The sequence below is a fragment of the Sphingobium sp. RS1 genome, assembly GCF_056156825.1.
This window is the reverse complement of sequence record NZ_JBLZXE010000002.1, coordinates 3,399,477-3,425,305: the sequence shown is the minus strand read 5'-3', so window position 1 is coordinate 3,425,305 and position 25,829 is coordinate 3,399,477. Positions and strand designations below refer to the sequence as shown.

The 25,829-nt window shown below is 65.4% G+C and carries 27 protein-coding genes; 8 read left to right on the top strand and 19 right to left on the bottom strand.

Annotated elements, in window-relative coordinates:
• Window position 1 precedes the first annotated feature (1 nt).
• The 3 genes from pdxA (at window position 2) to ACNHGR_RS18505 (ending at window position 2,487) form a co-directional block, all read left to right on the top strand.
• Window positions 2-997: a 4-hydroxythreonine-4-phosphate dehydrogenase PdxA gene (gene pdxA, locus ACNHGR_RS18515; protein ID WP_475287954.1), complete on the top strand. Its 996-nt coding sequence runs from the start codon at window positions 2-4 to the stop codon at window positions 995-997.
• Window positions 990-1,826, top strand: a complete 837-nt coding sequence (rsmA, locus tag ACNHGR_RS18510; RefSeq protein ID WP_475287952.1) for a 16S rRNA (adenine(1518)-N(6)/adenine(1519)-N(6))-dimethyltransferase RsmA — start codon at window positions 990-992, stop codon at window positions 1,824-1,826. The genes pdxA and rsmA overlap by 8 nt, the downstream gene beginning before the upstream one ends.
• Before the next feature lie 109 nt (window positions 1,827-1,935).
• Complete coding sequence (locus ACNHGR_RS18505; RefSeq protein ID WP_475287950.1) at window positions 1,936-2,487, top strand: pseudouridine synthase; 552 nt, start codon at window positions 1,936-1,938, stop codon at window positions 2,485-2,487.
• Here ACNHGR_RS18505 and ACNHGR_RS18500 read toward each other — a convergent pair.
• From ACNHGR_RS18500 to ptsP, 12 genes are all read right to left on the bottom strand, one after another.
• A complete protein-coding gene (locus ACNHGR_RS18500) occupies window positions 2,475-2,657 on the bottom strand; it encodes a hypothetical protein (RefSeq protein WP_475287948.1) in 183 nt (60 codons plus the stop codon). The two genes, ACNHGR_RS18505 and ACNHGR_RS18500, sit on opposite strands and share 13 nt — an antisense overlap.
• Window positions 2,658-2,672: 15 nt before the next feature.
• Window positions 2,673-3,824, bottom strand: a complete 1,152-nt coding sequence (locus ACNHGR_RS18495) for a ribosomal protein uL16 3-hydroxylase (RefSeq protein ID WP_475287946.1) — start codon at window positions 3,822-3,824, stop codon at window positions 2,673-2,675.
• A 216-nt stretch (window positions 3,825-4,040) separates the two neighbouring features.
• A complete protein-coding gene (locus tag ACNHGR_RS18490; protein WP_475288474.1) occupies window positions 4,041-4,562 on the bottom strand; it encodes a tetratricopeptide repeat protein in 522 nt (173 codons plus the stop codon).
• 77 nt (window positions 4,563-4,639) lie between these two features.
• Window positions 4,640-5,815 carry an RsmB/NOP family class I SAM-dependent RNA methyltransferase gene (locus ACNHGR_RS18485; protein ID WP_475287944.1) on the bottom strand — a complete coding sequence of 392 codons (1,176 nt, stop codon included), beginning with the start codon at window positions 5,813-5,815 and terminating at the stop codon, window positions 4,640-4,642.
• 142 nt (window positions 5,816-5,957) lie between these two features.
• Complete coding sequence (gene guaB, locus ACNHGR_RS18480; RefSeq protein WP_184270361.1) at window positions 5,958-7,415, bottom strand: IMP dehydrogenase; 1,458 nt, start codon at window positions 7,413-7,415, stop codon at window positions 5,958-5,960.
• Between the two features lie 160 nt (window positions 7,416-7,575).
• Window positions 7,576-7,785 (bottom strand): hypothetical protein, encoded by a 210-nt coding sequence (locus ACNHGR_RS18475; protein ID WP_184270358.1) that lies wholly within the window; start codon window positions 7,783-7,785, stop codon window positions 7,576-7,578.
• A 210-nt stretch (window positions 7,786-7,995) separates the two neighbouring features.
• Complete coding sequence (ftsH, locus tag ACNHGR_RS18470; protein WP_184272447.1) at window positions 7,996-9,945, bottom strand: ATP-dependent zinc metalloprotease FtsH; 1,950 nt, start codon at window positions 9,943-9,945, stop codon at window positions 7,996-7,998.
• A gap of 112 nt (window positions 9,946-10,057) precedes the next feature.
• The gene (locus ACNHGR_RS18465; RefSeq protein WP_184270355.1) at window positions 10,058-10,249 is read right to left on the bottom strand and encodes a hypothetical protein; all 192 of its coding nucleotides are present in this window, start codon (window positions 10,247-10,249) and stop codon (window positions 10,058-10,060) included.
• Between the two features lie 135 nt (window positions 10,250-10,384).
• Window positions 10,385-11,329 (bottom strand): tRNA lysidine(34) synthetase TilS, encoded by a 945-nt coding sequence (tilS, locus tag ACNHGR_RS18460; protein WP_475287943.1) that lies wholly within the window; start codon window positions 11,327-11,329, stop codon window positions 10,385-10,387.
• The gene (locus ACNHGR_RS18455) at window positions 11,320-12,273 is read right to left on the bottom strand and encodes a hypothetical protein (protein ID WP_475287942.1); all 954 of its coding nucleotides are present in this window, start codon (window positions 12,271-12,273) and stop codon (window positions 11,320-11,322) included. Before ACNHGR_RS18455 ends, tilS begins: the two co-directional genes overlap by 10 nt.
• 223 nt (window positions 12,274-12,496) lie before the next feature.
• Window positions 12,497-13,480 (bottom strand): helix-turn-helix domain-containing protein, encoded by a 984-nt coding sequence (locus ACNHGR_RS18450; protein ID WP_475287940.1) that lies wholly within the window; start codon window positions 13,478-13,480, stop codon window positions 12,497-12,499.
• 74 nt (window positions 13,481-13,554) lie between these two features.
• The gene (gene ptsP, locus ACNHGR_RS18445; protein WP_475287939.1) at window positions 13,555-15,828 is read right to left on the bottom strand and encodes a phosphoenolpyruvate--protein phosphotransferase; all 2,274 of its coding nucleotides are present in this window, start codon (window positions 15,826-15,828) and stop codon (window positions 13,555-13,557) included.
• A 160-nt stretch (window positions 15,829-15,988) separates the two neighbouring features.
• Between ptsP and ACNHGR_RS18440 the strand changes: the two genes are divergently transcribed.
• The 3 genes from ACNHGR_RS18440 to ACNHGR_RS18430 all read left to right on the top strand — a co-directional run bounded on the left by ACNHGR_RS18440 (window position 15,989) and on the right by ACNHGR_RS18430 (window position 19,197).
• On the top strand, window positions 15,989-17,149 hold the full coding sequence (locus ACNHGR_RS18440; protein WP_475287937.1) for a pyridoxal phosphate-dependent aminotransferase: 1,161 nt from the start codon (window positions 15,989-15,991) through the stop codon (window positions 17,147-17,149).
• Window positions 17,150-17,378: 229 nt separating this feature from the next.
• Window positions 17,379-18,545, top strand: coding sequence for a pyridoxal phosphate-dependent aminotransferase (locus tag ACNHGR_RS18435; protein ID WP_475287935.1), 1,167 nt, complete (start codon window positions 17,379-17,381; stop codon window positions 18,543-18,545).
• 262 nt (window positions 18,546-18,807) lie between these two features.
• Entirely contained in the window at window positions 18,808-19,197 is a 390-nt protein-coding gene (locus ACNHGR_RS18430; RefSeq protein ID WP_475287933.1) for a surface-adhesin E family protein, read from the top strand.
• A 373-nt stretch (window positions 19,198-19,570) separates the two neighbouring features.
• Here ACNHGR_RS18430 and ACNHGR_RS18425 read toward each other — a convergent pair whose 3' ends face one another.
• Window positions 19,571-20,422, bottom strand: coding sequence for a LysR family transcriptional regulator (locus tag ACNHGR_RS18425; RefSeq protein ID WP_475287931.1), 852 nt, complete (start codon window positions 20,420-20,422; stop codon window positions 19,571-19,573).
• Window positions 20,423-20,516: 94 nt separating this feature from the next.
• Between ACNHGR_RS18425 and ACNHGR_RS18420 the strand changes: the two genes are divergently transcribed.
• The gene (locus tag ACNHGR_RS18420) at window positions 20,517-21,965 is read left to right on the top strand and encodes an amidohydrolase family protein (protein WP_475287929.1); all 1,449 of its coding nucleotides are present in this window, start codon (window positions 20,517-20,519) and stop codon (window positions 21,963-21,965) included.
• 18 nt (window positions 21,966-21,983) lie between these two features.
• Here ACNHGR_RS18420 and ACNHGR_RS18415 read toward each other — a convergent pair whose 3' ends face one another.
• From ACNHGR_RS18415 to ACNHGR_RS18395, 5 genes are read right to left on the bottom strand one after another with little or no spacing between them, the layout of a single operon-like run.
• Window positions 21,984-22,451 carry an SRPBCC domain-containing protein gene (locus ACNHGR_RS18415; protein ID WP_475287928.1) on the bottom strand — a complete coding sequence of 156 codons (468 nt, stop codon included), beginning with the start codon at window positions 22,449-22,451 and terminating at the stop codon, window positions 21,984-21,986.
• Window positions 22,448-22,939 (bottom strand): VOC family protein, encoded by a 492-nt coding sequence (locus tag ACNHGR_RS18410; RefSeq protein WP_475287926.1) that lies wholly within the window; start codon window positions 22,937-22,939, stop codon window positions 22,448-22,450. The genes ACNHGR_RS18415 and ACNHGR_RS18410 overlap by 4 nt, the downstream gene beginning before the upstream one ends.
• Entirely contained in the window at window positions 22,939-23,736 is a 798-nt protein-coding gene (locus tag ACNHGR_RS18405; protein ID WP_475287924.1) for a VOC family protein, read from the bottom strand. The genes ACNHGR_RS18410 and ACNHGR_RS18405 overlap by 1 nt, the downstream gene beginning before the upstream one ends.
• A 36-nt stretch (window positions 23,737-23,772) precedes the next feature.
• Complete coding sequence (locus ACNHGR_RS18400) at window positions 23,773-24,135, bottom strand: DUF1428 domain-containing protein (RefSeq protein WP_184270318.1); 363 nt, start codon at window positions 24,133-24,135, stop codon at window positions 23,773-23,775.
• Between the two features lie 23 nt (window positions 24,136-24,158).
• Window positions 24,159-24,599, bottom strand: coding sequence for a VOC family protein (locus tag ACNHGR_RS18395; RefSeq protein WP_475287923.1), 441 nt, complete (start codon window positions 24,597-24,599; stop codon window positions 24,159-24,161).
• Window positions 24,600-24,710: 111 nt separating this feature from the next.
• Here ACNHGR_RS18395 and ACNHGR_RS18390 point away from each other — a divergent pair, with 111 nt between their 5' ends.
• Window positions 24,711-25,394, top strand: coding sequence for a transcriptional regulator (locus ACNHGR_RS18390; RefSeq protein WP_184270312.1), 684 nt, complete (start codon window positions 24,711-24,713; stop codon window positions 25,392-25,394).
• Here the strand turns inward: ACNHGR_RS18390 and ACNHGR_RS18385 are convergent.
• Window positions 25,369-25,689 carry a DMT family transporter gene (locus ACNHGR_RS18385; RefSeq protein ID WP_475287922.1) on the bottom strand — a complete coding sequence of 107 codons (321 nt, stop codon included), beginning with the start codon at window positions 25,687-25,689 and terminating at the stop codon, window positions 25,369-25,371. The genes ACNHGR_RS18390 and ACNHGR_RS18385 overlap by 26 nt on opposite strands.
• Between the last annotated feature and the right edge of the window lie 140 nt (window positions 25,690-25,829).

Sequence of the window (25,829 nt, the reverse complement as noted above, 5' to 3'; positions counted from 1 at the left end):
CGTGCCTCTCGCACCCTTTGCGGTGTCGCTGGGCGATCCCGCCGGGATCGGGCCGGAGATCGTCGCGAAAAGCTGGGTGATGCGCGAAGCGCGTGGCTTGCCGCCCTTCTTCGCGGTCGGCGATGCCGCGTCGCTGCGCGCCGTCTGGCTGGGACCGATCGCACCGATCGGTTCGCCGGAGGAAGCGGCGGCGGTCTTCGACAGCGCTCTGCCCTGCCTCCAGGTCGCGGACGCGGGCGAGGTCGTGCCGGGCACACCCAGCATCGACGGCGCCCGCACTGCCTTTCAGGCGTTGGAAGTAGCGGTCGGCCTCGCCCGTTCCGGGTCGGCGGCCGGCATCGTCACCGCGCCGGTGGGCAAGGAGCAGCTGTACGGCGTCGGATTCACCCATCCGGGCCAGACCGAATTTGTCGCCGAACGGTGCGGCGTGTCGGCGCATAATGCGGTGATGATGCTCGCCGGTCCGTCCTTGAAGGTCGTGCCGATCACGATCCATATTGCTTTGGCGGATGTGCCTTCGGTCCTCACCATCGACCTGATCCGCGCCCGCGCGCTCACGACCGCCAAGGGGCTGCAACGCAATTTCGGCATCGCCCGTCCGCGCCTCGCGGTCGCCGGCCTCAACCCCCATGCCGGCGAAAATGGCACCTTGGGGCGGGAAGAGATTGACGTGATTCGCCCCGCGATCGAACTGCTGCGCCTCGATGGCCTCGACATCGTCGGCCCGCTCGCCGCCGACGGCATGTTCCACGCCCGCGCCCGCGAAACCTATGACGCCGCGCTCTGCATGTATCACGACCAGGCGCTGATCCCGATCAAGACGCTGAATTTCGACGATGGCGTCAACATCACGCTGGGCCTGCCGATCGTGCGCACCTCGCCCGACCATGGCACCGCCTTCGGCATCGCCGGCACCGACAGCGCCAATCCCGGCGCGATGATCGCCGCGCTCAAGATGGCGGCCGAAGCCGCCCGCGCCCGCATCGCACATGGCTGACACGCGCCCGGCTCTTCCTCCGCTGCGCGACGTGATCGCGCGCCATGGCCTCGCCGCCAGCAAGGCGCTCGGCCAGAATTTCCTGCTTGACGAACAGTTGCTGGACCGAATCGCCGCCATCCCCGGTCCGCTGACGGACGCCCCGGCGTTCGAGGTCGGCCCCGGTCCCGGCGGCCTGACCCGCGCCATATTGCGGGCCGGCGCCCGGCTCGTCGCGGTCGAGCGCGATCATCGCTGCCTGCCCGCCCTCGCCGAACTGGAGAACGCCTTCCCCGGCCAGCTCCGCGTCATTTCCGGCGACGCGATGCAGGTCGACGCCCGCGCCGAGGCGGGCGCGGGCGCCCACATCATCGCCAACCTGCCCTATAATGTCGGCACGCCTTTGCTGGTCGGCTGGCTGTCGGCCGACTGGTCGCCGCTTCCGTGGTGGTCCAGCCTGACCTTGATGTTCCAGATGGAAGTGGCCGAACGCATCGTCGCCAAGCCCGGCACCGACCATTATGGCCGCCTCGCCGTGCTTTCCCAATGGCGCAGTGACGCGAAAATCGCGATGAAGGTCCACCGCAGCGCCTTCACGCCGCCGCCAAAAGTCATGTCTGCCGTCGTACACATCACGGCCAAGCCCGCGCCCGATGGGGTGGAGCTCAAATTTCTCGAACGGCTGACCGCCGCCGCCTTCGGCCAGCGGCGCAAGATGCTGCGCCAGAGCCTCAAGGGGCTTCCGGGCGCGCTCGACGCGCTGGATCAGGTCGGCATCGACCCGCAACGCCGCGCCGAAACGGTCAGCGTCGAGGAATTCGTCGCCGTCGCTCGGATATTGAGCCAGTAAACCACATCTATTTTCCGTTCGCTTCGAGCGTAGTCGAAAACAATCGCGCCATACCAGCCGCTTCTCGACTACGCTCGAAGCGAACGGATTCCTGATAAGGCCGCCTGTCATGCCCCGCCTGATCCTCTTCAACAAACCCTATGACATGCTGTCCCAATTCACAGACCGGGGCACCGACACCGCCCGCGCGACTCTGTCGGACTGCATCGCCATCCCCGGCGTCTATCCCGCCGGCCGGCTTGACCGCGACAGCGAAGGGCTGCTGTTGCTGACCGACGATGGTCGCCTGCAATCTCGCATCGCCGATCCCAAATACAAGACCGCCAAAACCTATCTGGCCCAGGTCGAAGGCGAAGTGACGGACGAAGCGCTGGCCGCCTTGCGCCGCGGCGTGGAACTAAAGGACGGCCTCACCCGTCCCGCCGACGCCCAGCGGATCGACGCGCCGGACATCTGGCCCCGCAATCCCCCGATCCGCGTGCGCAAGAGCATCCCCGATAGCTGGATCAGCCTCACCATCCGCGAAGGCCGCAACCGGCAGGTCCGCCGCATGACCGCCGCCGTCGGCTATCCCACGCTGCGTCTCATACGCTGGCGCATCGGCGACTGGACGCTCGACGGCCTGCAACCGGGCGAGTGGCGGGAAGTTCAGGTCGGCTGACTTCCTGAGATCAAGGCCCGCGGCACCCGCTTGCCCTTGGTCCGGCTGGTCAGGTGAAATTGCCGGCACCGGTCGCACCGATAGGGCCGCAGCGGCGCGTCCGCGCGCAACGCCACCGCCAGCGCCGCTTCCTCGCTCGCAAAGCGCGTCTTCTTCGCGCAGATGCTCAACCGCGTGCGGATCGTTCAATCCTCCGGGTCGAAGCTGACACTGCCCTCATTGAACAGTGTCACGATCAGGTCCACCGCCGCCACATCCTCCAGCAAGGCAGGATCGACCGTCAGCACATCCGCCGCGCATAATTGCGCGGCCAGCACCGCCGCCGCCCCGCTGTAATCATGGGCCTGCCCGTCCACGAACAGCGTCACCGCCTCGTCCTCCTGCGCCACATAGGCAAAGCGGCTCGCCGGATTGCGGCAGAGCGCCACGCCCTCGTCCACCAGTTCGCGCACATCTTCGTCCGCGATCGGTTCGTCCGGCCGGAAATCCAGTTCGGGATATTTGCGCTCGCTGCTGTAAGTTCCGAACCATCGGGCAAAGGCCACCGGATCGCTGACCGCGTCCATCACCATCGCCTGCAACCGCTTGAGCGCCGCTGCGCCGATCTCGCCCGGATTGGTCTGTACGGTCAGGTCGGGGTCGGCATAGCGGTCATCCTCCTCCATCTCGCCGACGACATGGGCGCAAAACTGCTCCACCAGTTCGCTGCGCGCCGGCGCACGGAAACCGACCGAATAGGTCATGCAGTCGTCGCCCACAGCGACGCCATCATGCGCCACCCCCGGCGGTACATAGAGGATGTCGCCCGGCTCCAGCACCCATTCGTCCGTCTGATCGAACTCGGCCAGCAGGCGCAGATCCTCCTGCACCAGCAGCGGCGTGTCGGCATCGCAATGCTGCCCCACGCGCCAGCGCCGCCGGCCCAACCCCTGAACCAGGAACACGTCATACTGGTCATAATGCGCACCCACGCCCCCGCCATCGGTGGCATAGCTGACCATCACATCATCGATCCGCCAGTTGGGCACGAAACGAAAGGGCGCGATCAGCGCCGCGACATCGGGCACATGCATGTCGACCGCCTGCACCAGCAGCGTCCAGGGCTGATCCCCCATCCGCCCGAAGCGATCCTCCGGCAGCGGCCCATGCTCGACCGTCCAGCGCCCGTCCGCCCGGCCGATCAGCCGCGATTCGATCCCTTCCTCGCAGGCCAGCCCCGCCAGTTCGTCCGGTTCGACAGGATTGGTCCATTGCCCCCACGGGTTGCGGATCAGCAGCGGCTTCTTCTGCCAATAATCGCGCAGGAACAGGTCGACGTCGAAGTCGGTGAAGGTCATGGAAAATCTCGCCAGCGAAGGGGACGCTGCATGCGCCCATAGCCCCGGCCTTGCCGTGCACAGGCCGCAAAGTCAAAGCACCGCACGCATGGTTGAGAAGCCGTTACCCCAGTTCCGTTCGGGCTGAGCCTGTCGAGGCCCCTTAGCCGGAAGAATAGAGGCTCAGTGCGAACAGGAACGGTCGGACGTTTGATACGCCCGGTGCCTGCCCCCCACTTATTGTGTCTCGGTCGGCGCCTTCTTGGCCGCAGGATCGGTGTCTTTCGCTGTCGTCATGGCAACGGCCGGCGGCCCCTTCTGGATCGCGGCCGACAGCTTGCCGACCGGTGCGCAATCGCCCTTGCACACGGCCTGCGCCTGCGCCAGCACCTCCTTGGCCCTGGCGATCGCGCCCTTCTCGACCATCGCCTCGCCCTGTCCCGCCAGCGCAGCGACATCGGTCGGGTCCAGCAGCAGCGCTTCCTTGTACAGGCGGATCGCCTTGCCCTGAAGCCCCTGCGCGCGTGCAACCTCGGCCAGTTCGACATAGGCGGCGCGGTTGCGCGGATCGATCGCCAGCGCGCTTTCCAGCGCGTCGGTCGCGCCTTCCAGATTGCCGGCCTTATGCGCGGCCTCGCCTGCCTTCTGCCATTCCACCGACTGCGGGCTGATCTGGCTGTCCGGCTTCTGGCTCAATCCCACGCTCGACACGGTGGTCAGGACGACGGCGAGGGCGATCGAGGCAGGGGTGAAACGCATCATTATCTCCAGCCATGTTTCAGGCGCTGATTCAGAACAAGTGTCGCTATTTTGCGGGCGCTTGTCCATGGCCTGTTTCACGCCCCCCGCCGCAGCCGCGCAAAGAAGAACCCATCACTGCCGTCATGGCTCGGCGTCAGCAACAGTCCGTCGCCATGGGCGCGGCCCACGGGCAGGTCGATTGCCTCGGCGCTCCAGCCGGCATGGCGCGACAGGAAGGCATCCACCTGCCCCCGCCCTTCCCGATCGGTCAGCGCGCAGGTAGCGTAAACCAGCAGGCCGCCGGGCGCCAGCAAAGGCGCCGCGAAATCGAGGATACGGGCCTGTTCGGCGACCAGCCGGTCCAGCCGCGCCTGCGTCAGTCGCCAGCGCGCCTCGGGATTGCGCCGCCAGGTGCCGGTGCCCGAACAGGGCGCATCGACCAGCACCACGTCCGCCTTGCCGTACAGCCTCTCCAGCCCGCGTGCCTCGTGGCTCTGGTCCAGCAACAGCGTCTCGATGAAAGTCGCCCCGGCCCTTTCGGCGCGCGGCTCCAGCCGTGCCAGTCGCGACCGGATCGTGTCCGCCGCAATCAGCGTACCTTTGCCAGCCATCGCCGCGGCCAGCGCCAGCGTCTTGCCACCCGCACCCGCGCACAGGTCCACCACGGTCATGCCCGGCTGCGCGCCACAGGCCGCCGAAATCCACTGGCTACCGGCATCCTGCACCTCGACCAGCCCGTCCTTCCAGACGGCCTGCTGTTCGATCGGATAGCCTTCGGGCAGGCGCATTCCGTCCGCCAGTCCATCGATCGCCACCGCATCGGGAAACATCGGCAGGACAGCGGCCGGTTCAGCCTTCAACCGATTGACGCGCACATCGACCGGCGCGCGGCCCAGCAGCGCATCCTGCTCCACCGGAGCGGCCAGCAAAGGCTGCAACCAGCCCGGCACGGCACCGGCAACGGCGCCCGCTTCGCCCGGTTCGATCGGCAGTGGCGCATGGGCCGATCCGTCGAACAAGGCAGCGATCTCCGGCCGCTCCAGCGCCAAGCCGATCATGGCTTCGCGCCCCGTCTCGGGTCGCTCGGCCGCCCGGCGGATCGCATCATAAACATGATCGCGCACCGCCCGCCGGTCCCGCGACCCGGCATAGCGCCGTTCCTTGAAATAGCGTGCGATCAGCGTATCGGCCGCCGGCCCGCCATCGCGCGCCGACGCGATGATGGCATCCAACAGGTCGATCGCGGCCTGAATACGGGCAGAGGGGGTCATCTATACCTTCCCCCCTCCCTTTTTAGGGAGGGGCCGGGGGTGGGTGCGCCGCAACCGCGGCGCCTGCAACCGCCGGGATAGCCGCTCGCTATGCGCGCACCCACCCCTAACCCCTCCCTAAAAAGGGAGGGGAATTTTCTGTTTACCGCGTCGGATAATTGGGCGCTTCCCGCGTGATCGTCACGTCATGGACATGGCTTTCCGACAGGCCCGCATTGGTGATCTGCACGAAGCGCGCGCGTTCCTGCAAATCCTTGATTGTGGCGCTGCCGGTATAGCCCATCGCCGCCTTCACCCCGCCGACCAGCTGGTGAATGACATCCTTGGCCGGGCCCTTGAACGGCACCTGGCCTTCAATCCCTTCGGGCACCAGCTTCATCTGGTCCTTGATATCCGCCTGGAAATAGCGGTCGGCGCTGCCGCGCGCCATCGCGCCGACGCTGCCCATGCCGCGATAGCTCTTATAGGCGCGGCCCTGATAGAGGAACGTCTCGCCCGGTGCTTCGGCCGTGCCCGCCAGCAGCGATCCGACCATGACGCAGCCCGCGCCCGCCGCCAGTGCCTTCGCCACGTCGCCCGACGTACGCAGGCCACCGTCGGCGATCACCGGCACGCCATGCTTGTGCGCTTCCTCGGCCGAATCCATCACGGCGGTCAGCTGCGGCACGCCCACGCCCGCGACGACGCGGGTGGTGCAGATCGACCCCGGCCCGATACCGACCTTCACGCAATCCGCGCCCGCGCCGATCAGCGCCTTGGTCGCCTCAGCCGTGGCGACGTTGCCGGCGACGACCTGCACATGGTTGGACAGCTTCTTCACCGCTTCGACGGCGACGGCGACCTGCTTGCTGTGGCCATGCGCAGTGTCGATGACGATCAGGTCGCATTCCGCGTCGATCAGCGCCTTGCTACGCTCCAGGCCCTTGTCGCCCACGGTCGAAGCAGCGGCGACGCGCAGCCGGCCCGACGCATCCTTGGTCGCCTGCGGATAGGTGACGGCCTTTTCGATATCCTTGACGGTGATGAGGCCCACGCAATGATAGGCATCGTCCACCACCAGCAGCTTCTCGATCCGGCGCGCATGCAGCAGGCGGCGGGCCTCTTCGTGGCCCACGCCCGCCTTGACGGTCGCCAGATTATCCCTGGTCATCAGTTCGCTGACCGGCTGTGCGGGATTTTCAGCAAAGCGGGTGTCGCGATGGGTCAGGATGCCGACCAGCTTACCGCTCTGTTCTACCACCGGGATGCCGCTGATCTTGTGGCGCTGCATCAGCATCTGCGCGTCGGCCAGCGTGGCGGTGGGCAGGATGGTGATGGGGTTGACGACCATGCCGCTTTCGAATCGCTTGACCGCGCGGACGGCGTCGGCCTGTTCCTCGACGGTCAGGTTCCGATGCAGCACCCCGATGCCGCCCAGCTGCGCCATCACGATCGCCATGTCGGCCTCCGTCACCGTGTCCATGGCGGACGACAGGATCGGGATATTGAGCTTGATCGCCTTGGTCACATGGGTCGACGTATCCGCCTGGCTGGGCAGCACATCGGATTCGGCGGGCTGCAACAGCACGTCGTCAAAGGTGAGGCCAAGGCGGATGTCCATGGAAAAAGCCACTTTCTTCTGTGCAAGCCGGGCGGAGGCTGACCGGATCGCTGGGGGATTTGTGGCGGCCCATGTAACCACTCCGGCGCCAAACGGCCAGACCCCTTGAGTCATTTTATTGCGGTGCGGCGGCCCCGGTCTGACAAAGCGCGCGCCCGCTTCATTTGCTCCGCGACGAAAGGCAGCAAGCGCCGCTGCCCGCCTGGCCCACGCCCTCTGGCAACGGATCAGCCTCCTGATACAGGATGATCGCGGCCGGCGACGGGTCCGCCTCTTCATAACCGCCGAAAATGCCGGGCCGACCCTCGTCACCTGCCAGCGTGACAAGGTCCAGTTCCACCTCGTCCGGGTGGTGACAGGCGTGCGACAACAACAGCGTTCATGATCCCGGTTTAGTCAAAGCAGCCGTCCTTTTGACAGACCGAGCTTCAATTTCAACAAGATAGACCAGAAAATGCGCGACACAGGTTCCGGCCAACGTCGCTCATGTGAACCCGCCACATGACGAACATGTGAAAATGAAAAGGGGCGGGACCATCGGCCCCGCCCCTTTTTCAATCCCTACGGCCTATATTCATATTCAGGCCCCGGCGGGAGACGCCTCGCCAAACGGCCCCTTGCGCTTACGCGTGCGCGGGATGGAGGAACCCGCCGCCGGGATCACCGACGGCTTGATTGTCGTGCCGTCGTCGCGGGTGATCTCACCCTTGTCCAGCAACGCCTTGATTTCCTCGCCCGAGAGCGTTTCATATTCCAGCATCGCATTCGCCAGCAGGTGCAACTGGTCTTCATGACCCTTCAGCAATTCCTGCGCGCGGGCATAGCCTTGCTCCACCAGCCCGCGAATTTCCTTGTCGATCAGCTTGGCCGTCTCGTCCGACATATGGACGCGCTGGCTCTGCGAATAGCCCAGGAAGGTTTCGCCCTGCTGCTCTTCATATTGCAGCGGGCCCAGCTTGTCCGACATGCCCCACTGGGTGACCATGTCGCGCGCCAGCTTGGTGGCATATTGGATATCGCCCGAAGCGCCCGACGACACCTTGTCATAGCCGAAGATGATTTCCTCGGCCACGCGGCCGCCCATGGCCACAGCCATGTTCGCGTGCATCTTGTCGCGGTGATAGGAATAGCTGTCCCGCTCCGGCAGGCGCATCACCATGCCCAGCGCACGGCCGCGCGGGATGATCGTCGCCTTATGGATCGGGTCGGACGCGGGTTCATGCACCGACACGATGGCATGGCCGGCCTCATGATAGGCGGTCATTTTCTTCTCGTCGTCGGTCATGACCATGGAACGGCGTTCCGCACCCATCATGACCTTGTCCTTGGCCGATTCGAACTCGTCCATAGCGACCAGCCGCTTGCCACGCCGCGCTGCAGTAAGCGCTGCTTCGTTGACGAGGTTGGCCAGATCAGCACCCGAGAAACCCGGCGTGCCGCGCGCAATGGTGCGCGGGTTGACGTCGGGCGCCAGCGGCACCTTCTTCATATGGACGGCCAGAATCTTCTCGCGGCCCTCGATATCCGGGCGCGGCACCACGACCTGACGGTCGAAGCGGCCCGGACGCAGCAGCGCAGGGTCCAGCACATCGGGGCGGTTGGTCGCCGCAACGATGATGATGCCCTCATTCGCCTCGAAGCCGTCCATTTCGACGAGCAGCTGGTTCAGCGTCTGTTCGCGCTCGTCATTGCCATTGCCCAGGCCCGCGCCACGATGACGTCCAACCGCGTCGATTTCATCGATGAAGACGATGCAGGGCGCATTCTTCTTGGCCTGCTCGAACATGTCACGCACACGGCTGGCGCCGACGCCGACGAACATTTCGACAAAGTCGGAACCGGAGATGGTGAAAAAGGGCACGCCCGCCTCACCCGCGATGGCACGCGCCAGCAGCGTCTTGCCGGTACCGGGCGAACCGACCAGCAGCGCGCCCTTGGGGATCTTGCCGCCCAGTCGCGCAAACTTGCTCGGATCTTTCAGGAATTCGACGATTTCCTGCAATTCCTCGCGCGCTTCGTCAATGCCGGCGACGTCGTCAAACGTCACCTTGCCATGCTTTTCGGTCAGCAGCTTGGCCTTGGACTTGCCAAAGCCCATCGCGCCACCGGCGCCGCCGCCCTTCTGCATCTGGCGCAGCACGAAGAAAGCGATGCCCAGAATCAGCAGGAACGGCAGCGACTGATAGAGCAATATCTGCCAGAAGCTCGGCTGGTCCTGCGCCTGACCGGAATATTTGACATTATAGTCATCGAGCAGGCCGGTGAGGCCCGGATCATTGACCGGAACGGTGGTGAATTTCTGGCCGCTCGACAGGGTGCCGCTGATCCGGTCCGGCGCGATCGCGACGTCCTTGACCTGCCCTTCCTGCACCTTGGAACGGAATTCCGAATAGGCGATGCCGGTCCCCGCGCCGGACGTCGTCCGGCTGTCGAACAGCGACACGAACAGCAGCAGGGCGACGATCACGCCCGCCCAAATCATGGCGCTCTTGATCCAGGGGTTGCCCTGCGGGTCTTTCTCGTCGTTCATCATCACTCACTTTCACCGGCCAAGATAGGGCGCGCCCGCAAAAGCGCAAGCAGGGCAAAGCCCGCCCTGCCCGCTATTTCGCGCCTTTCTCGCCGCTCTACCTGGCCTGTGGTCAGGCGCCGCCCAGCAGAGTCAGCGCAACATAGCCCAGCGCCAGCGCCAGACCGGCCGACAGGCCGCACAGCAGATAGCCCACATAAAGCAACAGCGGTGGATGCGGCCGCGCCAGCTTCCTGTTCCGCTTCGCCGCCGAAAGAATGACACTGGCCAAAAGGCCATAGGTCAGCGCCGCAAACTCCACCATCTTACGCTCAATCCCCGCAAAAGTCGCGGGCAGGATTAAAGCGCAAACCGATTAAGGAAAGGTCAGCAGACCCCACCGAATCGGCAGGCCGTGGAACAGATGCGACGGCCCGTGGAACCTTTCCGTAACGATCCTTCAGCGGCGCGGCGGCGCGGGCATCAACCGCCAGCATGCGCCCCCTTTCAGCAACCAGTCGCCCAGACTGGTCTGCCGCCCCGCCGCGGCCTCCACCATGGCAAGGTCCAGGCTGTCGCCCCGCGGCACGGGCGCATCGGCCAGCGCCAGCATATGCAGCACCAGCCGCCGCAGATATTCGCGCGGCAGGTCGGTCCGCTCCAGTCGCCAGCCATCCCCGTCGCTGCGCACATGCGCCTGCGCCAGTTCCGCCACGCTCCAGACGAGCGCAGCCTCGGCGTCCGCCAGCGCCGCCGCGCTGCGCCCCGCCGCCTGCGCGTCCAGCCATTGCGCATTCGTCAGCGCCATCCGCATCGCCGCCCGGTCGAAACGCGGATCGGCGTTCGACGGATCATGGACATGGGGCAGCCCCTCGGCCTGCGCCAAGGCCTGCAATTCAGCCTTGCGCACCGCCAGCAACGGCCGGATCACCCGGCCGGACCGCGACCGCACCCCGGCAAGGCCGGCGACGCCCGATCCCCGGTTCAGCCGCATCAGCATGGTTTCCAACTGGTCGTCGGCATGATGCGCGGTCATGATCCAGTCGATCCCCTGCGCGGCGCGCCAATTCTCGATCATCCGGTATCGCATCGCCCGCGCCCAGGCCTGGACATTGCCCGCCACGGCGCCATCCGGCGTCAGCGTCGCATGCGCGATAGCCTGCCCCGCACACCAGCCCGCAACCATCGCCGCCTCGTCCGCCGATGCTGCGCGTAATTGATGGTCGACCGTGACCGCCGCGACCCGCCCCGGAAAGGCGCGCGCCGCCAGCAGCAACAGCGCCATGCTGTCCGGCCCGCCCGAAACGGCCACGCCGAAACGGGTCGCCGGATCGTCCCCGACCAGCGCCTGCGTCGCCACCATCAGCCGCGCCGCCAGCGCCGCGCTGTCGCTGTTTAGCTGCACTTTGCCTTGGCACGCCCTGCGGTCATCATGCCGCGCAAGCCATTGGACAGGCTTTCACCATAGACCTGCTCCAGTTCCTGATAGACTTTGCAGGCATCGGCTGGCTTCTTCAGCTGGATCAGCGCCTCGCCCAGATAGGCCAGGCTGTCGGGGGCGCGGTCGCCACGCGGCCGCTTCTGATAATTTTCGTAGAAAGCGACCGAAGCGAGCGCCGGCTTGCCATCGTCCAGATAGGCGCGGCCCAGCAGATTCTGCGCCTTGCTGGCGATCGGGCTGGCGCCATATTTCTCCACCGTCGCCTTCAACTGACCCTGCGCCTCAGGATAGAATTTCGCATCCCACAGGCGGAAGCCATAATTATAGGCGTCGCTCGCCGCATCGCCCGTATCGGGCCGCTCGATCCCTGCCACGGCGGTCTTGCGCTCCTCGCTCGCGGGCGCGGGGGCCGCGGGCCTGGGCGCGGCCGGCTTGGGCGCTGCAGGCCGGGGCGCGACCGCCACCGGCGTCGCTGGCTCTGCCGCGACCGGCGCAGCGGTCGTCGGGCGCGGCGCGGGGGCCGGCTCGACCGGCGCCATGCGCGCCTCATTCTCGGCCTTATATTTGTTGAAGGCCTCCTCCAGCTGGCGCAGCTTGTAGCTATTCTCTTCCACCTGGCCGGTGACGGAGGCCAGTTGCGATTCCAGCGCGCCCACCCGTGCGGTCAAATCCGCGATCGGCGTCGAAGCCGGCGATCCGGGCGCCACCGTCGGCGTGGCCGGGCGCACGATCTCGGCCTCCAGCGGCGTGCCGGCCGGGAAAACCTTGCGCTGCACCGCGCGCATTTCCTTTTCCAGCCGATCGACCCGCACCTCCACCGGCGCGCTCTGGGCGGCGGCGGGTTGAACGATGGCGGGCGCAGCCATCGCCAGCAGCACTGCCGATGTCGCAAAGAGGGCGTTACGCATGATGTTCCCCGACTAAATCTGGTGGCTTAACCATAAGCCGTTATTTCGCGCGGTAAAGCGCGACATGGCGCAGGGCCGTTTGGAAGTACAGCTTTGGTGCCCCGCGCCAGCCCGAACCCCTACCTGGCCACCCAGACATGGTACCCTGATGAGCGGCGGGGTGGGGGTGCGGGCTGGCACCGTATCGAAAATGCGCTCTTTCGCGCATTCTTCAAACAGTTGCTCAGGGTTGGGTGCCGGTCGTGCTGCCCGTCGCTGGCGCAGGTGCCGGCGCAGCGGGCAATGGCACGCTCAACCCGCCCGGCTGACCGGCGATCTGGCCATTGGATGCCGAAGGCGCCGCTGTCGTCGGCCGCTGGGCCGGCCGGGCTGCCGGCGCCCGCGCAGGCGTTGTTGCGGGTGCGGCGGCAGGCGCCGCCGGCGTTTCCGCCGCCCGCGCCAGCAGCGCCGTGGCACTCACAGGCACGTCGGAAATGGTACGATCGGGCGCGCCCAGCGGCGGGATCACCTTGCCCCCCACCGTAACGCTCAGCGCCTGCGGACGACCGGTCAGGATGGTGGGCCCCTTGGCATTGGCCGGCAGGGTGAAGCTCTCGCCCTTCTTGAGCGTCCCGTCCTTCAGGCGCTCGCCCGCCTCGTCCACGATGCGCAGCCACACATCATCCACGGCGGTGAACACCACGGTCTGCACGACCGGCGCGGCCGGGGCAGCGCCTGCGGGGCGCGCAGCGGTCGCTTCCTGCTTGTCCTGCGCAATCTCCTCGGCCGTCGGCGGCGTCAGCAACTGGGTGCGCCAGATGGTGAAGCCCGCGATCAGCACGACCACGATCAGCGCGGCAGTCCAGGCCAACGTGCGCGATGGCACCCGTGCCGGATCGACCGGCTCGAACGCTTCATAACGGTTGGCACCGATATCGCTGTTATGCACGCCATGGCGCACCTCTGCGGCGATCGTCACCTCATCCAGATCGACCGCGCGGGCATAGGCCCGGGCAAAACCAACGGCATAGGGAATGCCCGGCAAAGCGGCATAATCGTCCCGCTCGACCGCATCCAACTGACGCACGGCAATGCGTGTGCGGGTGGCGACGTCCTGTAGGGAAAGGCCCTGCGCCTCCCGCGCGGCGCGCAACTTCGCGCCGGGGGTGGAAGGCTGCGCTTCCGGCGCGCCAATGGCGCCGGCTTCGGTTTCTGCTTCGTCTGCCATGCTGCTCCGCGACCTGTAATGGTCGGCCTTGTCTCATTGCGGGACGGGCGTTGTCAACGCCGCATCCCGCCAATTCAGCTGAGTTCGATATTCCGTTCGACCGCCCATTGCGTCAGCCCCGCGCGAATGTCGAGCGTCCCGCTGTCGAGCATTTCGCGCATCAGCACACGCAATTCCTCGGCATCGACCGCGCGGATCATCGCCTTGACCGGACCGACCGACGCCGGCGTGATCGACAGGCGACGGATGCCAAGGCCGATCAGCGCCATCGCCTCCAGCGTCCGCCCGCCCATCTCGCCGCAGACGCCGACCGGCACCTGATGATCGTGGCAGGTGCGCACCACCCGATCCAGGAAGCGCAGGATGGCGATGCTCAACCAGTCATAGCGCTCGGCCAGCTTGGGATGCGCCCGGTCGGCGGCGAACAGGAACTGCGTCAGGTCGTTGGTGCCGATCGACAGGAAATCCAACTTGGGCAGCAACAGGTCCAGCACTTCGGCCAGCGCCGGCACTTCCAGCATCGCGCCATATTTCACCGCGATCGGCAGCTTCTTCTTCTGCGATACCAGCCATTCGCGCTGATGCTCGACCAGCGCGCGCGCCTGCTCATATTCCCAGGGTTCCGACACCATCGGGAACATGATGTGCAGCATCTTGCCCGCGCTCGCCTCCAGCAGCGCGCGCGCCTGCGCCTTCATCAACCCGTCCCGGTCCAGCGCCAGCCGCAGCGCGCGCCAGCCCATTGCCGGATTATCCTCATGCTCGTCATCGTCGCGCTGCATGTAAGGGAGCGCCTTGTCCCCGCCGATATCGACGGTGCGGAAGATGACGGGCCGATCCCCGGCGGCATCCAGCACATCCTTATAGAGCCGCTGCTGCTTCTCGCGCTGCGGCAGCGTCGCCGATACCAGAAACTGAAACTCGGTGCGGAACAGGCCGATGCCGTCCGCACCGACCAGGTCCAGCGCCTGCGCATCCTCGCGCAGGCCGGCATTGACCATCAATTCCACCCGCTGCCCGTCCGCCGTCACCGACGGCAGGTCGCGCATGGCGGTAAATTCGGCGCGGCGCTTTTGCGTCACATGCAGCTTATTCTCGAACGCCTCCTCCATGTCGGCGGTCGGGCGGATCAGCAGCGCATTGGCGCCGACGTCCATCAGCACCAGATCGCCTTCATTTACCAGATGGCGGATGTCGCGCACCCGGCCCAGCACCGGCACGCCCATGGCCCGCGCGACGATGGTGACATGGGCGGTCAGCGATCCTTCCTCCAGGATCACGCCCTTCAGCCGCCGCCGGTCATATTCCAGCAGCTCCGCCGGCCCCAGATTGCGCGCGATCAGGATCGCGTCCTGCCGCAGGCCCATCTGCGCCGCCGTGCCCAACTGCCCCGACACGATCCGCAGCAGCCGGTTGGCCAGATCCTCCAGATCGTGCATCCGGTCGGACAGCAGCGGATCGTCGATCTGCCGCATCCGCATCCGCGTGCGCTGCTGCACCCGCTCGATCGCCGCCTCCGCGGTCAGGCCGCTGTCGATCGCCTCGTTGATGCGCCGCGTCCAGCCCTCGTCATAGGCGAACATCTTGTAGGTTTCGAGCACCTCCTGATGCTCGCCCTCCATGCCGAACTCGGCCGCGCCGGTCATCCGGTCGATCTGCTCGCGCATCTTGGCAAAGGCGGAAATGACGCGCTGCCGCTCCGCCTCGGTATCTTCCGCGACGGTATGTTCGATATGGACGCGCGGCTGGTGGAAGACGACATGGCCCCGCGCCATGCCCATCACCAGTTGCAGCCCGTTGCGCATGTTGGTGCCGGTATCGGCGATGCGCGCGTCGGCGGGGCCGTCATCGGCCAGTTCGGCATTGGCGATCAGTTCCGACATCACCATCGCGACGGTCTGGAGCGCCTCGATCTCGACTTCCTCATATTTGCGCGGGTCCGCATGCTGTACGCACAGGACGCCGATGGCGCGCTCGCGCCGTACGATCGGCACGCCGGCAAAGCTGTGGAACAGTTCCTCGCCGGTTTCCGGGCGATAGGAAAAATCCGGGTGCGACGCCGCCTCGTCAAGGTTCAGCGTCTCGACATTGGTGGCGATCAGGCCGACCAGACCTTCGCCCATCGCCATGCGGGTGACATGCACCGCTTCCTGCTTCAGTCCGCGCGTCGCGAACAGTTCCAGCACGCCCTCGCGCACCAGATAGATGGAACAGACCTCACTCGACAGCGACTCGCCGATAATCTCCACCACCTTGTTCAGCTTGGCCTGGGCGCTGTTGCGCGCGGCCATCACCTCCTGCAATCGGATCAGGATCTGGCGGGCGGCGGCGGCGGGTGTGCTGGGCATTTCATTGCGCTATCAGATTGATGCACCGCTTTCCAAGGCGTTTCCTATGATCGGCCCCGCAATATTGTTAAGCAGAGCTTATTTGCATGGCGGGAACATCATGTACATTCGTCCAGCAGGCTGAAAGCCCGCGCGCGGGCACGCAGGGAGAAGAGGGATCATGGCGACGCACATCGAACCGGCAATGGAACAGGATCTCATCGCGCGCGGCTATTCGCGCCGCCAGATGGCGAAGGTCGCGGCGCTGCTCGGCGCGGGCGCAGCCGCCATCCGCGTCACCGGCGCCGGCGCGCAGCAGGCGGCCAAGCCCGTCGCGGGCGCCGTGCGCATCGGCGCCAACGAATGCTGGACCGGCCCCTTCCCCGTCGCCGCCGACGCCGCCTTCAAGCTGGTGACGGAAGGCAATCGCTACGAACCGGACAATGAGCATCAGAAGCTGTTCGACGCCGTCGCCGCGGTGGAAGGCATCCCCGCCGACCGCGTCACTGCCTGGCCCGGCTCGTCCGATCCGCTCAGCCGTGTCGCGGTCGCCTATGCCTCGCCCACGCGCGGTATCGTCACCGCCGACCCGACCTATGAAGCCATCTGGCGCACCGCCGCATGGATCGGCGCTCCGGTCAAGAAAGTGCCGCTGACCAAGGATTACGCCCATGACGTAAAGGCGATGCTGGCGGCGGACCCCAATGCGGGCGTCTATTATATCTGTTCGCCCAACAACCCGACCGGCACCGTCACGCCGATTGCCGACATCGAATGGCTGGCCAACAACAAGCCCAAGGATTCGATCTTGGTCGTGGACGAAGCCTATATCCACTGGGTCGACGGCCCCAACGCCGCAAAGCTCGCCGCGACCCGCGACGACGTGCTCATCCTGCGCACCTTCTCAAAGCTGTTCGGCATGGCCGGCATGCGCCTTGGCCTCACCTTCGCCAGCCCCACGCTCATGGAAAAGATGATGCGCTATGACGGCGGGCAGGTGACGGCGATGCTGCCGATGACCGCCGTGGCCTGCGGCACCGTCTCGGTCGCGCAGGCCGACCTCATCAAGGCGCGCCGCGCCGAAATGAACGCCGCCCGTGAAAAATCGGTCAGCCATCTGACGGCCAAGGGGATCAAGGTCATCCCCGGTAGCCAGGCGAACATGTTCATGGTCGACTGGGGCAAGAAGTCCGCCAAGGACATGCAGGCCGCCCTGCTCGCCGCCAATGTCCAGATCGGCCGCAACTGGCCGATCTGGCCCACCGTCTCGCGCGTGTCGGTCGGCTCCATGGCGGAAATGGAAGCCTTCAACGCCGCCGTCGACAAGGTGTGGAAAGCCTGACCTATTTGCGGGATGCGCCGGAAGAGACGCATCCCGTAGCGCCACCGGCCCGCTCCCCCACCCGGCCACCCAACGGCAGTATCATATGGGTGGCCGGGTGGGGGAGCGGGCCGGTGCCGTAAAATTTCCGTAGGAAAATAAAAAACGAAGGGCGGCGCATTGCGGAAATGCGCCGCCCTTTCGTCTTTCCCCATGACCAGATTGTTTGCAGAACAAGGGGACAGACGACATGACCATGATGCTGAACAAGGACGCGCAGGACGACCTGATAGAGCGCGGCTACTCGCGCCGCCAGTTGGGCGAAGTCGCCGCATTGCTGGGCGCCGGCGTCGCCGCCAGTTCTCTGCTGGGCGGATCGGCCCTCGCGCAGCAGCAGGCCGCCCGCGGCGTCAAGGGCGCGGTGCGCATCGGTTCCAACGAATGCTGGACCGGCCCCTTCCCCTCGGGCGTTCAGGCCGCCGCCGAAGCCGCCTCGTTCGGCAACTGGTACGACCCCGACAACTATAAGGGCGACCTCATCAGCACCGTCGCCGCTGTCGAAGGCATCCCTGAAGCGCAGGTCATGCCCTGGCCCGGTTCGGGTGGCCCGCTGGTCAGCATCGTTGCGGCTTATTGCTCGCCGACCAAGGGTCTGGTCACCGCCGATCCGACCTTCGAATCCGCCTGGCGCACCGCCGATTACATGAAGGCCCCCATTGCCAAGGCGCCCCAGGCGATCGGCAAGGGCCATGACGTGAAGGCGATGCTGGCCGCCAACCCGAACGCCGGCCTCTATTATATCTGCACGCCCAACAACCCGACCGGCACCATCACCCCGCTGGCCGACATCAAGTGGCTGCTGGACAACAAGCCGGCCGACGCCATGCTGCTGGTCGACGAAGCCTATATCCACTTCTCCGAAGCGCCCAGCGCCGCCTCGCTGATCGGCAACCGCAAGGACATCATTGTCATGCGGACCTTCTCGAAGCTGTTCGGCATGGCCGGCGTCCGCCTCGGCCTGACCTTCGCCGATCCTGAAGTGCAGAAGCGCATCTCGCTCTTCGGCCCCTCGGCCGGCGGTCTGGCCATCACCGCCATGCATTGCGGCAATGCGGTCTACAAGGAAGCCGCCCTCATCAAGGCGCGCCGCAATGAAATGATCGCCAACCGCGACGAGACGATCGCATGGCTGACCAAGAAGGGCATCGAAGTACAGCCCGGCAGCCAGGCCAACATGTTCATGGTCAACTGGAAGAAGCCGGCCAAGGACATGCAGGCCGCCCTGCTCGCCGCGCCGGAAAAGGTGCAGATCGGCCGCAACTGGCCGATCTGGCCCACCGTCTCGCGCGTCACCGTCGGCAGCGCCGACGACATGGCCAAGTTCCGCGCCGCCGTGGACAAGGTCTACAAGGCCTAAAGGCTGAGCCTCCCATAGGCACGCAGAAAGGCGTCCGGGCAACCGGGCGCCTTTTTTGGTGATGGCGGGGATGGGTGGACTCTCCTGCCGTCATTGCGAGCGGAGCGAAGCAATCCACAGGCGCGACATGAATTGCTTCGCTCCGCTCGCAATGACGAAAAGGGTGGGAAGGGGACGGGCGGCTTTGCGGCACATTCTCGTGGAAAGCAGGCGCGCCGTCAGTTAGGCTCAAATCATTATCTGGGAAGATAGGACGGGCGCGATGTTTATTGTATTTTTCGCTGCGGTTGCGGGCCTTGATGTCCAGTCGAATTGGCAGATTGTCGGGCGCGGCAGAGATGGGTCAGATTTCTACTTGGACACTTCCACGTTGGAAGAGATCGATAATGATCGTGTAAAAATTTGGACACGCAGAAGTCATGTGCCTAAAAGCCGATACGATCATGAGAAAATTCAAATTACCTTCGACTGCTCCAAGCACGAAAGTAGATACGAGGCCGTGATAAGTTATAAAGCGAGCGGCGAAATTGCGAAAGATAATTACAAGGCAGAAAAAGAATTTTCACCAGTTATACCCAACTCCGCTGACTGGAAAACTATGACAATAGCTTGCGGCATTACCCAGTCTTCTGCTTCCAGCGCAGCCAATTAAAATGTCTGGTATCAAGTGCGGCATGGAGTGCGCAACGTGACCGCCTCCGGTCGATTGATGCCATCGGCAGGGGATCGACCCCGCACCTCCACCTCACGGCGAGGATCGCTGTAGCGATACGTCTACCAATTCCGTCACGCTGGCGCGGTCATTTAGAGGATCGATAGCTGTCCCGGCAATGTCCGGTTCCAAGCGGGCCTATTGCTTATGTGGGTGGCGACTAATGGTCGCTTCCAGACCCAAACATCCGTTCGCCCTGAGCCTGTCGAAGGGCCGCACTTTTCTGCCAACATAAGCCCAAAAGAAAGAGCAGGGCTTCGACAGGCTCAGCCCGAACGGATGTTGGGTGTCCGCAAATGGTCGAAACCCACCCTCACCCCGCCCGCGCCGCCAGAACCGCGATCATCTCTCGTCCGAGGTCCGCCAACGGTCCGTCGCCCTCGCGGGCGTAGAGCGATACCAGCATCGGCTCGACCCCGCCCAGATCGCTCCGCCGCGCCACCGCCGTCCCGCCCACACCGGCCAGCGGCAGCAGCGACACCCCCACCCCAGCCGCAACCGCCGCCACGACGCTCTGCAAACTGCTCCCCGAAAAGGCGACGAACCAGCGCCGCCCTTCCCGTTCCAGTTGCGCGAACATCGCCTCGCGATACAGGCCACCGGCCGGAAAGCAGACCAGCGGCAGCGCCTCCTCCTCCACCGTGCCACTCTCCGCCGCCGTGAACCACCCCAAAGGCTCGGCAAAACTCGCGCGGCAATCCGGCCCCGCCACCGCTTCCTTCACGATGACGATATCGAACTCCCCCTGCCGGTATCGCTGCGCCAGATCGCGGCTCAATCCCGTGGTCGCGTCCAGCCGGACATGCCGGTGCGCCCGCGCAAAGCCCGCAAAGGCTTGTGCCATAGCCCCCGTCGCCAGATCCTCCGGCAGGCCGATGGAGATCGCCGCCGTCCCTGCCGGATCGCGCAGCAGCAGCGCAGCATCCTCATTCAGCAGCAAGATCCGCCGGGCATGGCCGATCAGCCGCTCGCCCATCGCCGTCAGACATACCGGCCGCGCCGACCGGTCGACCAGCCTGTGCCCCGCCATCGCCTCCAGCCGGCCGATCTGCTGGCTGATGGTCGACTGGGTCATGTTCAGCCGCTCGGCCGCATGGGTGAAATTGCCGCTATCGGCAATGGCGACAAGGCTGCGCAGCAGGCGGGGATCGAACATGGTCAGCATTATCAATCTGCATGCTATCCATTCCAACATCTAATTTGCGCATGATGGTATAGCGGCTAAAATCGCCCCTCCCCCTCTGGAGCGCGGACCGACGATGAAGACCCTGCTGGCCACCACCCTGCCCCTGATCGCGCTCATTGCGGCCCCCGCTCGGGCCGCCCCGCAACAGGGCGACATGATGATCCGCCATGTCTCCGTCATCGATGTGGAACATGGCCGCGCCCATGCCGATCAGGCCGTCGTCCTGCGCGGCGCGGATATCGTCGCCGTCGGTCCGGACAAGAGCATCGCCAAAAACTGGCGCACCCCCAGCGCGATTGAGGGCAAGGGCCGCTTCCTCATCCCCGCGCTCTGGGACATGCACGTCCATTTCGGCGGTGGCCCCGACCTGATCGAGGAGAATAAGGCGCTCCTGCCCCTCTATGTCGCCCATGGCATCACCACCATCCGCGACTGTTCCGGCGACCTGCCCGGCACCGTGCTGCAATGGCGCCACGACATCGCCAGCGGCAGCCTGTTCGGCCCGCGCCTGCTCACCTCCGGCGCGAAGATCGAGGGGATCGCCCCTGTCTGGAAGGGCACGATCGAAGTCGGCAGCCAGGCCGATGTCGACGCCGCCATCACCCGGCTCCAGCAACGCGACCATGTCGACTTCGTGAAGATCACCGACAGCACGCTAAAGCCCGACCTGTTCCTCTATGCCGTGGCGCAGGCAAAGGCGCATGGCCTGCGCAGCTCAGGCCATATCCCGATGGCGCTGACCGTGGGGCAGGCGGTGGACGCCGGCATCAGCTCGATCGAGCATCTCGACTATGCGTACAAGGCAGGCGTGAAGGATGAGGCCGCCATCGCCGCCGATTTCGCCGCCGGCCGCATCGACCGGGCAGAGGCCAGCCGACGGCTCGACAGCGGTTTCGACACCGCCACCGCCATGGCCGCCTATCAAAATTTCGCAGCGAAGAATGTGTTCGTCACCCCGACCCTCAACGGCAGCCGCATCCTCACCTATCTCGACCGCGATACCCATGCGAACGATCCCTATCTCGCCTATATCGGCCCGAAGCTGCGCAAGACCTATGACTGGCGCATCCAGCGCGCGGCAGGGGCCGATGCCGCCGCGATACAGGCGCGCCACGATCATTTCGAACGCATGGCCGCCATATTGCCGCTGCTGCAAAAGGCCGGCGTGACGATCATCGCCGGCACCGATGCGGGCTTCCTCAACAGCTTCAACTATCCGGGCATCGGCCTGCACGACGAATTGTCGCTGTTCGTGAAACAGGGCCTTACTCCCGCACAGGCCCTGTCCGCCGCCACCCGCGCCGGCCCGGCCTGGTTCGGCCAGCTCGACCGCTATGGCAGCGTGGAGGCCGGCAAGGCCGCCGACCTCGTCCTGCTCGACCGCAATCCGCTCGACGACATCACCGCCACCCGCGCCATCGCCACCGTCGTCATGCGCGGCAAAAGCTATGACCGCGCGGCGCTCGACGCCATGCTGGCCGGGACGAAGGCGAAGGTGGCGGAGTGGACCAAGGCGCCCTGAGCGATCAGCCGCGACCGGTCAGGCGCTCGCCGCCGACGTTTCGCACAGCGCCTGGAACTGCGCCATCATCTCGTCCCAGCCGGGATGGAAGCCCATGGCCTCATGCCGTGCCTTGGCCTCCGCATCCCAATGGCGCGCGGTCGCGGTAAAGCGCGTCCCCTCGCCCTCGTCGGCAAATTGCCACACCGCCGTGATGAAGGCCGTCTGCGGGATCCAGCCCGACGCATAGGCATCGGTCGTCACTGCCAGCTCGTTTGGCACCACCTCCAGAAACACGCCCTCCATCGGGCCTGTTTCCTCGCCATTGGGGCCGAACATCTGCACCGCGCTACGTCCGCCGGGGCGCAGATCCTGCTCTATCACCTCGGCCCGCCAGGGCTTTGGGCAGAACCATTCCGCCTTCAGGTCCACCCACACTGTCCAGCATATCTCGCGCGGCGCGGCGATATGGCAGGTGACCGACAATTCATGTTCTGCGCTGCTCATGCTGCTTTCCCTTCGAACGCCGCCTGCATGGCCGCTATATCCAGCTTCCGCATCGTCATCATCACCCCCATCATGCGGGCGATGCCTGCCTTGTCGTCGGTCCTGTAATTATCCATGATCTGCCGCGTCACCAGTTGCCAGCACAGGCCATATTTGTCGGTAACCCACCCGCACGGCCCATCCTTGCCGCCATCGGCGGTCAGCGCGGCGAAATAGTGGTCCAGTTCCGCCTGATCCGCGCAGGCAACGGACAGCGATATCGCCTCATCGAACTGAAATTGCGGCCCGCCGTTCAGCGCCTGATAGCTTTGCCCGAACAGGGTGAATTCGACCAGCAGCACGCTCCCGCCCGGCAGCGGCGATGGGGAGGGATTATCCTGCGGATAATAGCTCACATGGTCGATCGAACCGCCAAAGACGGACACGTAGAATTGCGCCGCCTCTTGGGCTTTGCCATCGAACCAGAGGCAGGGGGTGATCTTGTCCATCACGCCGCCTCCTTCATCCCCACCAGCGCGAACATCGCGCCCTGCGGGTCGGTCGCCTGGATGATCCACGCGCCGCCCGGCACCTCCATCGGGCCGTTCAGCACCGTGCCGCCGCCCGCCGTCACCCGCTCGACCGCCGCGTCGATGTCCGCCACGGCGAAGTAGAACAGCCATAACGGGCGCGGCATCATCGGCGGCAATGGCATGATGCCGCCGGTCATGTCCTGAAACGCGGTGCCGCCGGTCTGCGACACGAGCTGGTAGCTGCCCATCTCGCCCATATCCATGGCATCGCCCTTCGCCCAGCCGAATTGCCCGGTATAGAAAGCGAGATCGCCGTCGAACGCCCCGGCATATAGCTCATGCCAGCCGACATGGCCCGACGCCATCGGCGGCGCCGCATCCATGCCCTCGTCGCTCGAACCCTTGAGCAGCATGAAGACCGCCCCGCCCGGATCGGCCATCACCGCAAAGCGCCCGACGCCCGGAATATCCTCGGCAGCGCGCATCACCTTGCCGCCGGCCGCGCTCAGCCGCTCCGCATCCGCGTCGACATCGGCCGATCCCATATAGCCGCCCCACCAGGGGGTCATGCCGCAATCCTTCGCTTCGGCCGGGATCGCCATGACCCCGCCGACCTGCCCGGCGCTGCCCGACACGACATGATAGGGTTCGCCCAGATCGCCGCCAAACGGCGCATGCGTCCAGCCCAGCACGTCGCCATAAAAAGCCAGCGCCGCCTGCGGATCGCTGGTCATCAGTTCGTACCAGAAGAATTTGCCGGTAAAGTCGGTCATCGTCCGTCTCCTTGCATGGAGGTCAGGGCAGGAAGCTCAGGCCTTGGCGTCCAGCAGCACCTCGAACCCGCCATAGATCAGCCGCGCGCCGATGAAGGGCATGTCCTCGCCCTCCTTGGGCTGCATGCGTTCATCCTTCATGACCTTTTCGGCGCCGGCGTCGCGGGTTGCCTTGTCGGGCCATTCGATCCAGGAAAAGACGACCTCCTCATCCTCTTCCGCGATCACGGCGGTCCGGAAGTCGTTGACCTTGCCCGGCTTGATATCGTTCGCCCAGCATTCCACCACGCGCAGCGCGCCATATTCGATGAAGATCGGCGCGGCATAGGCCGCCACCTCGCGATAGCGTTCCTTGTTGCCCTTGGGCACCGGGATCACGAATCCGTCCATATAGGCCATTGCCTCTCTCCTCTTCGACTTGCTTATGCGTCGGCGGGCTGACCGGCCGCCATCATGGCCTCCATGTCCATCCACATCACTTCCCAGATATGGCCGTCCAGATCGGCGAAATTGCGGCCGAACATGAAACCATGATCCTGCCGGGGGTTGGGTTCGCTGCCCCCCGCCGCCAGCGCCTTGTCCACCGTTGCGTCCACCGCGTCGCGGCTCGTCTCGCTCAAACACAGCAGCATCTGCGCGGTTGCATGCGCATCGGGAATGGCGCGCGGGGTGAAGCTGCGAAACCGGTCATGGGTCAGCAACATCACATGGATCGTCTCGGAAAATGTCAGCATCTGCGCGTTGTCGTCGGCGAAATCCCGGTTCGGCACCGCCCCCACCGCTTCATAGAAGGCGATGGCGGCGGGAAGGTCGCTGACAGGCAGATTGACGAAAATCATCTTCGGAGCGGGTTCATTGGCCATCACGCTTCTCCTCTGAATTTTCAGGCGATCGCATGATCCTGCGACTCACCGCTTGAACTTTGTGCGCCCGACGATTACTTTCTGCAACAGTTAAGTTAGAAAAGATAACTAATGAGTCAGAAACGCGCCTATCAGGACGGTTGCGCCGTCGCCCATGCGCTCGATATCATCGGCGATCGCTGGGCGATGCCGATCATGCGCGAACTGATGCTGGGGCCAAAGCGCTTCACCGACCTGCGCGCCGGCCTGCCCGGAATCAGCGCCAATGTGCTGACGCAAAGGCTGGAGGAACTGGAAGCGTCCAGCATCCTCATCCGCCGCCGCCTGCCCCCGCCCGCCGCCAGCCAGATCTACGAGCTGACCGACTGGGGTCGCGAATCCGAAATTCTCTTTCAGGTGCTGGGTCGCTGGGCCTGCCGGTCGCCCACGATGGAGCCGGGCAAGCCGATGAGCCCGGTATCGGTGGTCCTGTCGATGCGTACCATGATCGACCGCAGCCGCATCGGCGATCTCGACGCCACGATCGGCTTCCGCTTCGGCGAGGAGGCCTTTCGCGCGACCCTGAAGGATGGCGATTTCCTGATCGACCGGGGCGACGCAACCGGCGCGGACGCGATCATCAGCGGCGACCAGAATGCGCTGGTCGCAATCCTCTATGGCGGCGCGCGCTATGCCGACATGGCGGACGCGCTGACGGTCGAGGGGGACAGGGCGCTGGCGGAGCGTTTCGCGACCCTCTTCCCCCTGCCCCCCAAGGCCCCCGACATGGTCAATGGGCCGCCGACAATTTCATGATGACCAGCCCGGCAAGGATCAGCCCGGCCGCAGCCAGCCGCGCGACGCTGATCCCCTCGCCCAGAAAGGCGACGCCGATCACGAAAGCCCCCAGCGCCCCGATCCCGGTCCAGATCATATAGGCCGTGCCGAGCGGCAGGCTGCGCATCGCCAGCGACAGCAGCCAGAAACTCGCGACCATCGCGCCCAGCGTGATGAGGCTGGGGACCAGCCGGGTGAAGCCATGCGACTGCTTCATGGCAAAGGCCCAGATGATTTCCAGGACACCGGCGATAAAGAGATAGACCCACGCCACCGCGGCTCTCCTTCCATAAGAGAACCGGGCCGTCCCAGACTTGTGCCCGCACCGCGCGGGGGAGGACGTGGCCTCGCTTGCTGAGAGTCTGTTTGGAAATGCGCCTGTGGCGCATCCGCATCGAAAATGCGCCCTTCCGC

Coding starts and splice junctions, on each gene's coding strand:
- rsmA (WP_475287952.1), top strand. CDS start 990: ATGGCTGACACGCGCCCGGCTCTTCCTCCGCTGCGCGACGTGATCGCG.
- ACNHGR_RS18505 (WP_475287950.1), top strand. CDS start 1,936: ATGCCCCGCCTGATCCTCTTCAACAAACCCTATGACATGCTGTCCCAA.
- ACNHGR_RS18495 (WP_475287946.1), bottom strand. CDS start 3,824: ATGACCTTCACCGACTTCGACGTCGACCTGTTCCTGCGCGATTATTGG.
- ACNHGR_RS18490 (WP_475288474.1), bottom strand. CDS start 4,562: ATGCGTTTCACCCCTGCCTCGATCGCCCTCGCCGTCGTCCTGACCACC.
- ACNHGR_RS18485 (WP_475287944.1), bottom strand. CDS start 5,815: ATGACCCCCTCTGCCCGTATTCAGGCCGCGATCGACCTGTTGGATGCC.
- guaB (WP_184270361.1), bottom strand. CDS start 7,415: ATGGACATCCGCCTTGGCCTCACCTTTGACGACGTGCTGTTGCAGCCC.
- ftsH (WP_184272447.1), bottom strand. CDS start 9,945: ATGAACGACGAGAAAGACCCGCAGGGCAACCCCTGGATCAAGAGCGCC.
- ACNHGR_RS18465 (WP_184270355.1), bottom strand. CDS start 10,249: ATGGTGGAGTTTGCGGCGCTGACCTATGGCCTTTTGGCCAGTGTCATT.
- ACNHGR_RS18455 (WP_475287942.1), bottom strand. CDS start 12,273: ATGCGTAACGCCCTCTTTGCGACATCGGCAGTGCTGCTGGCGATGGCT.
- ACNHGR_RS18450 (WP_475287940.1), bottom strand. CDS start 13,480: ATGGCAGACGAAGCAGAAACCGAAGCCGGCGCCATTGGCGCGCCGGAA.
- ptsP (WP_475287939.1), bottom strand. CDS start 15,828: ATGCCCAGCACACCCGCCGCCGCCGCCCGCCAGATCCTGATCCGATTG.
- ACNHGR_RS18440 (WP_475287937.1), top strand. CDS start 15,989: ATGGCGACGCACATCGAACCGGCAATGGAACAGGATCTCATCGCGCGC.
- ACNHGR_RS18435 (WP_475287935.1), top strand. CDS start 17,379: ATGACCATGATGCTGAACAAGGACGCGCAGGACGACCTGATAGAGCGC.
- ACNHGR_RS18430 (WP_475287933.1), top strand. CDS start 18,808: ATGTTTATTGTATTTTTCGCTGCGGTTGCGGGCCTTGATGTCCAGTCG.
- ACNHGR_RS18425 (WP_475287931.1), bottom strand. CDS start 20,422: ATGCTGACCATGTTCGATCCCCGCCTGCTGCGCAGCCTTGTCGCCATT.
- ACNHGR_RS18420 (WP_475287929.1), top strand. CDS start 20,517: ATGAAGACCCTGCTGGCCACCACCCTGCCCCTGATCGCGCTCATTGCG.
- ACNHGR_RS18415 (WP_475287928.1), bottom strand. CDS start 22,451: ATGAGCAGCGCAGAACATGAATTGTCGGTCACCTGCCATATCGCCGCG.
- ACNHGR_RS18410 (WP_475287926.1), bottom strand. CDS start 22,939: ATGGACAAGATCACCCCCTGCCTCTGGTTCGATGGCAAAGCCCAAGAG.
- ACNHGR_RS18405 (WP_475287924.1), bottom strand. CDS start 23,736: ATGACCGACTTTACCGGCAAATTCTTCTGGTACGAACTGATGACCAGC.
- ACNHGR_RS18400 (WP_184270318.1), bottom strand. CDS start 24,135: ATGGCCTATATGGACGGATTCGTGATCCCGGTGCCCAAGGGCAACAAG.
- ACNHGR_RS18395 (WP_475287923.1), bottom strand. CDS start 24,599: ATGGCCAATGAACCCGCTCCGAAGATGATTTTCGTCAATCTGCCTGTC.
- ACNHGR_RS18390 (WP_184270312.1), top strand. CDS start 24,711: ATGAGTCAGAAACGCGCCTATCAGGACGGTTGCGCCGTCGCCCATGCG.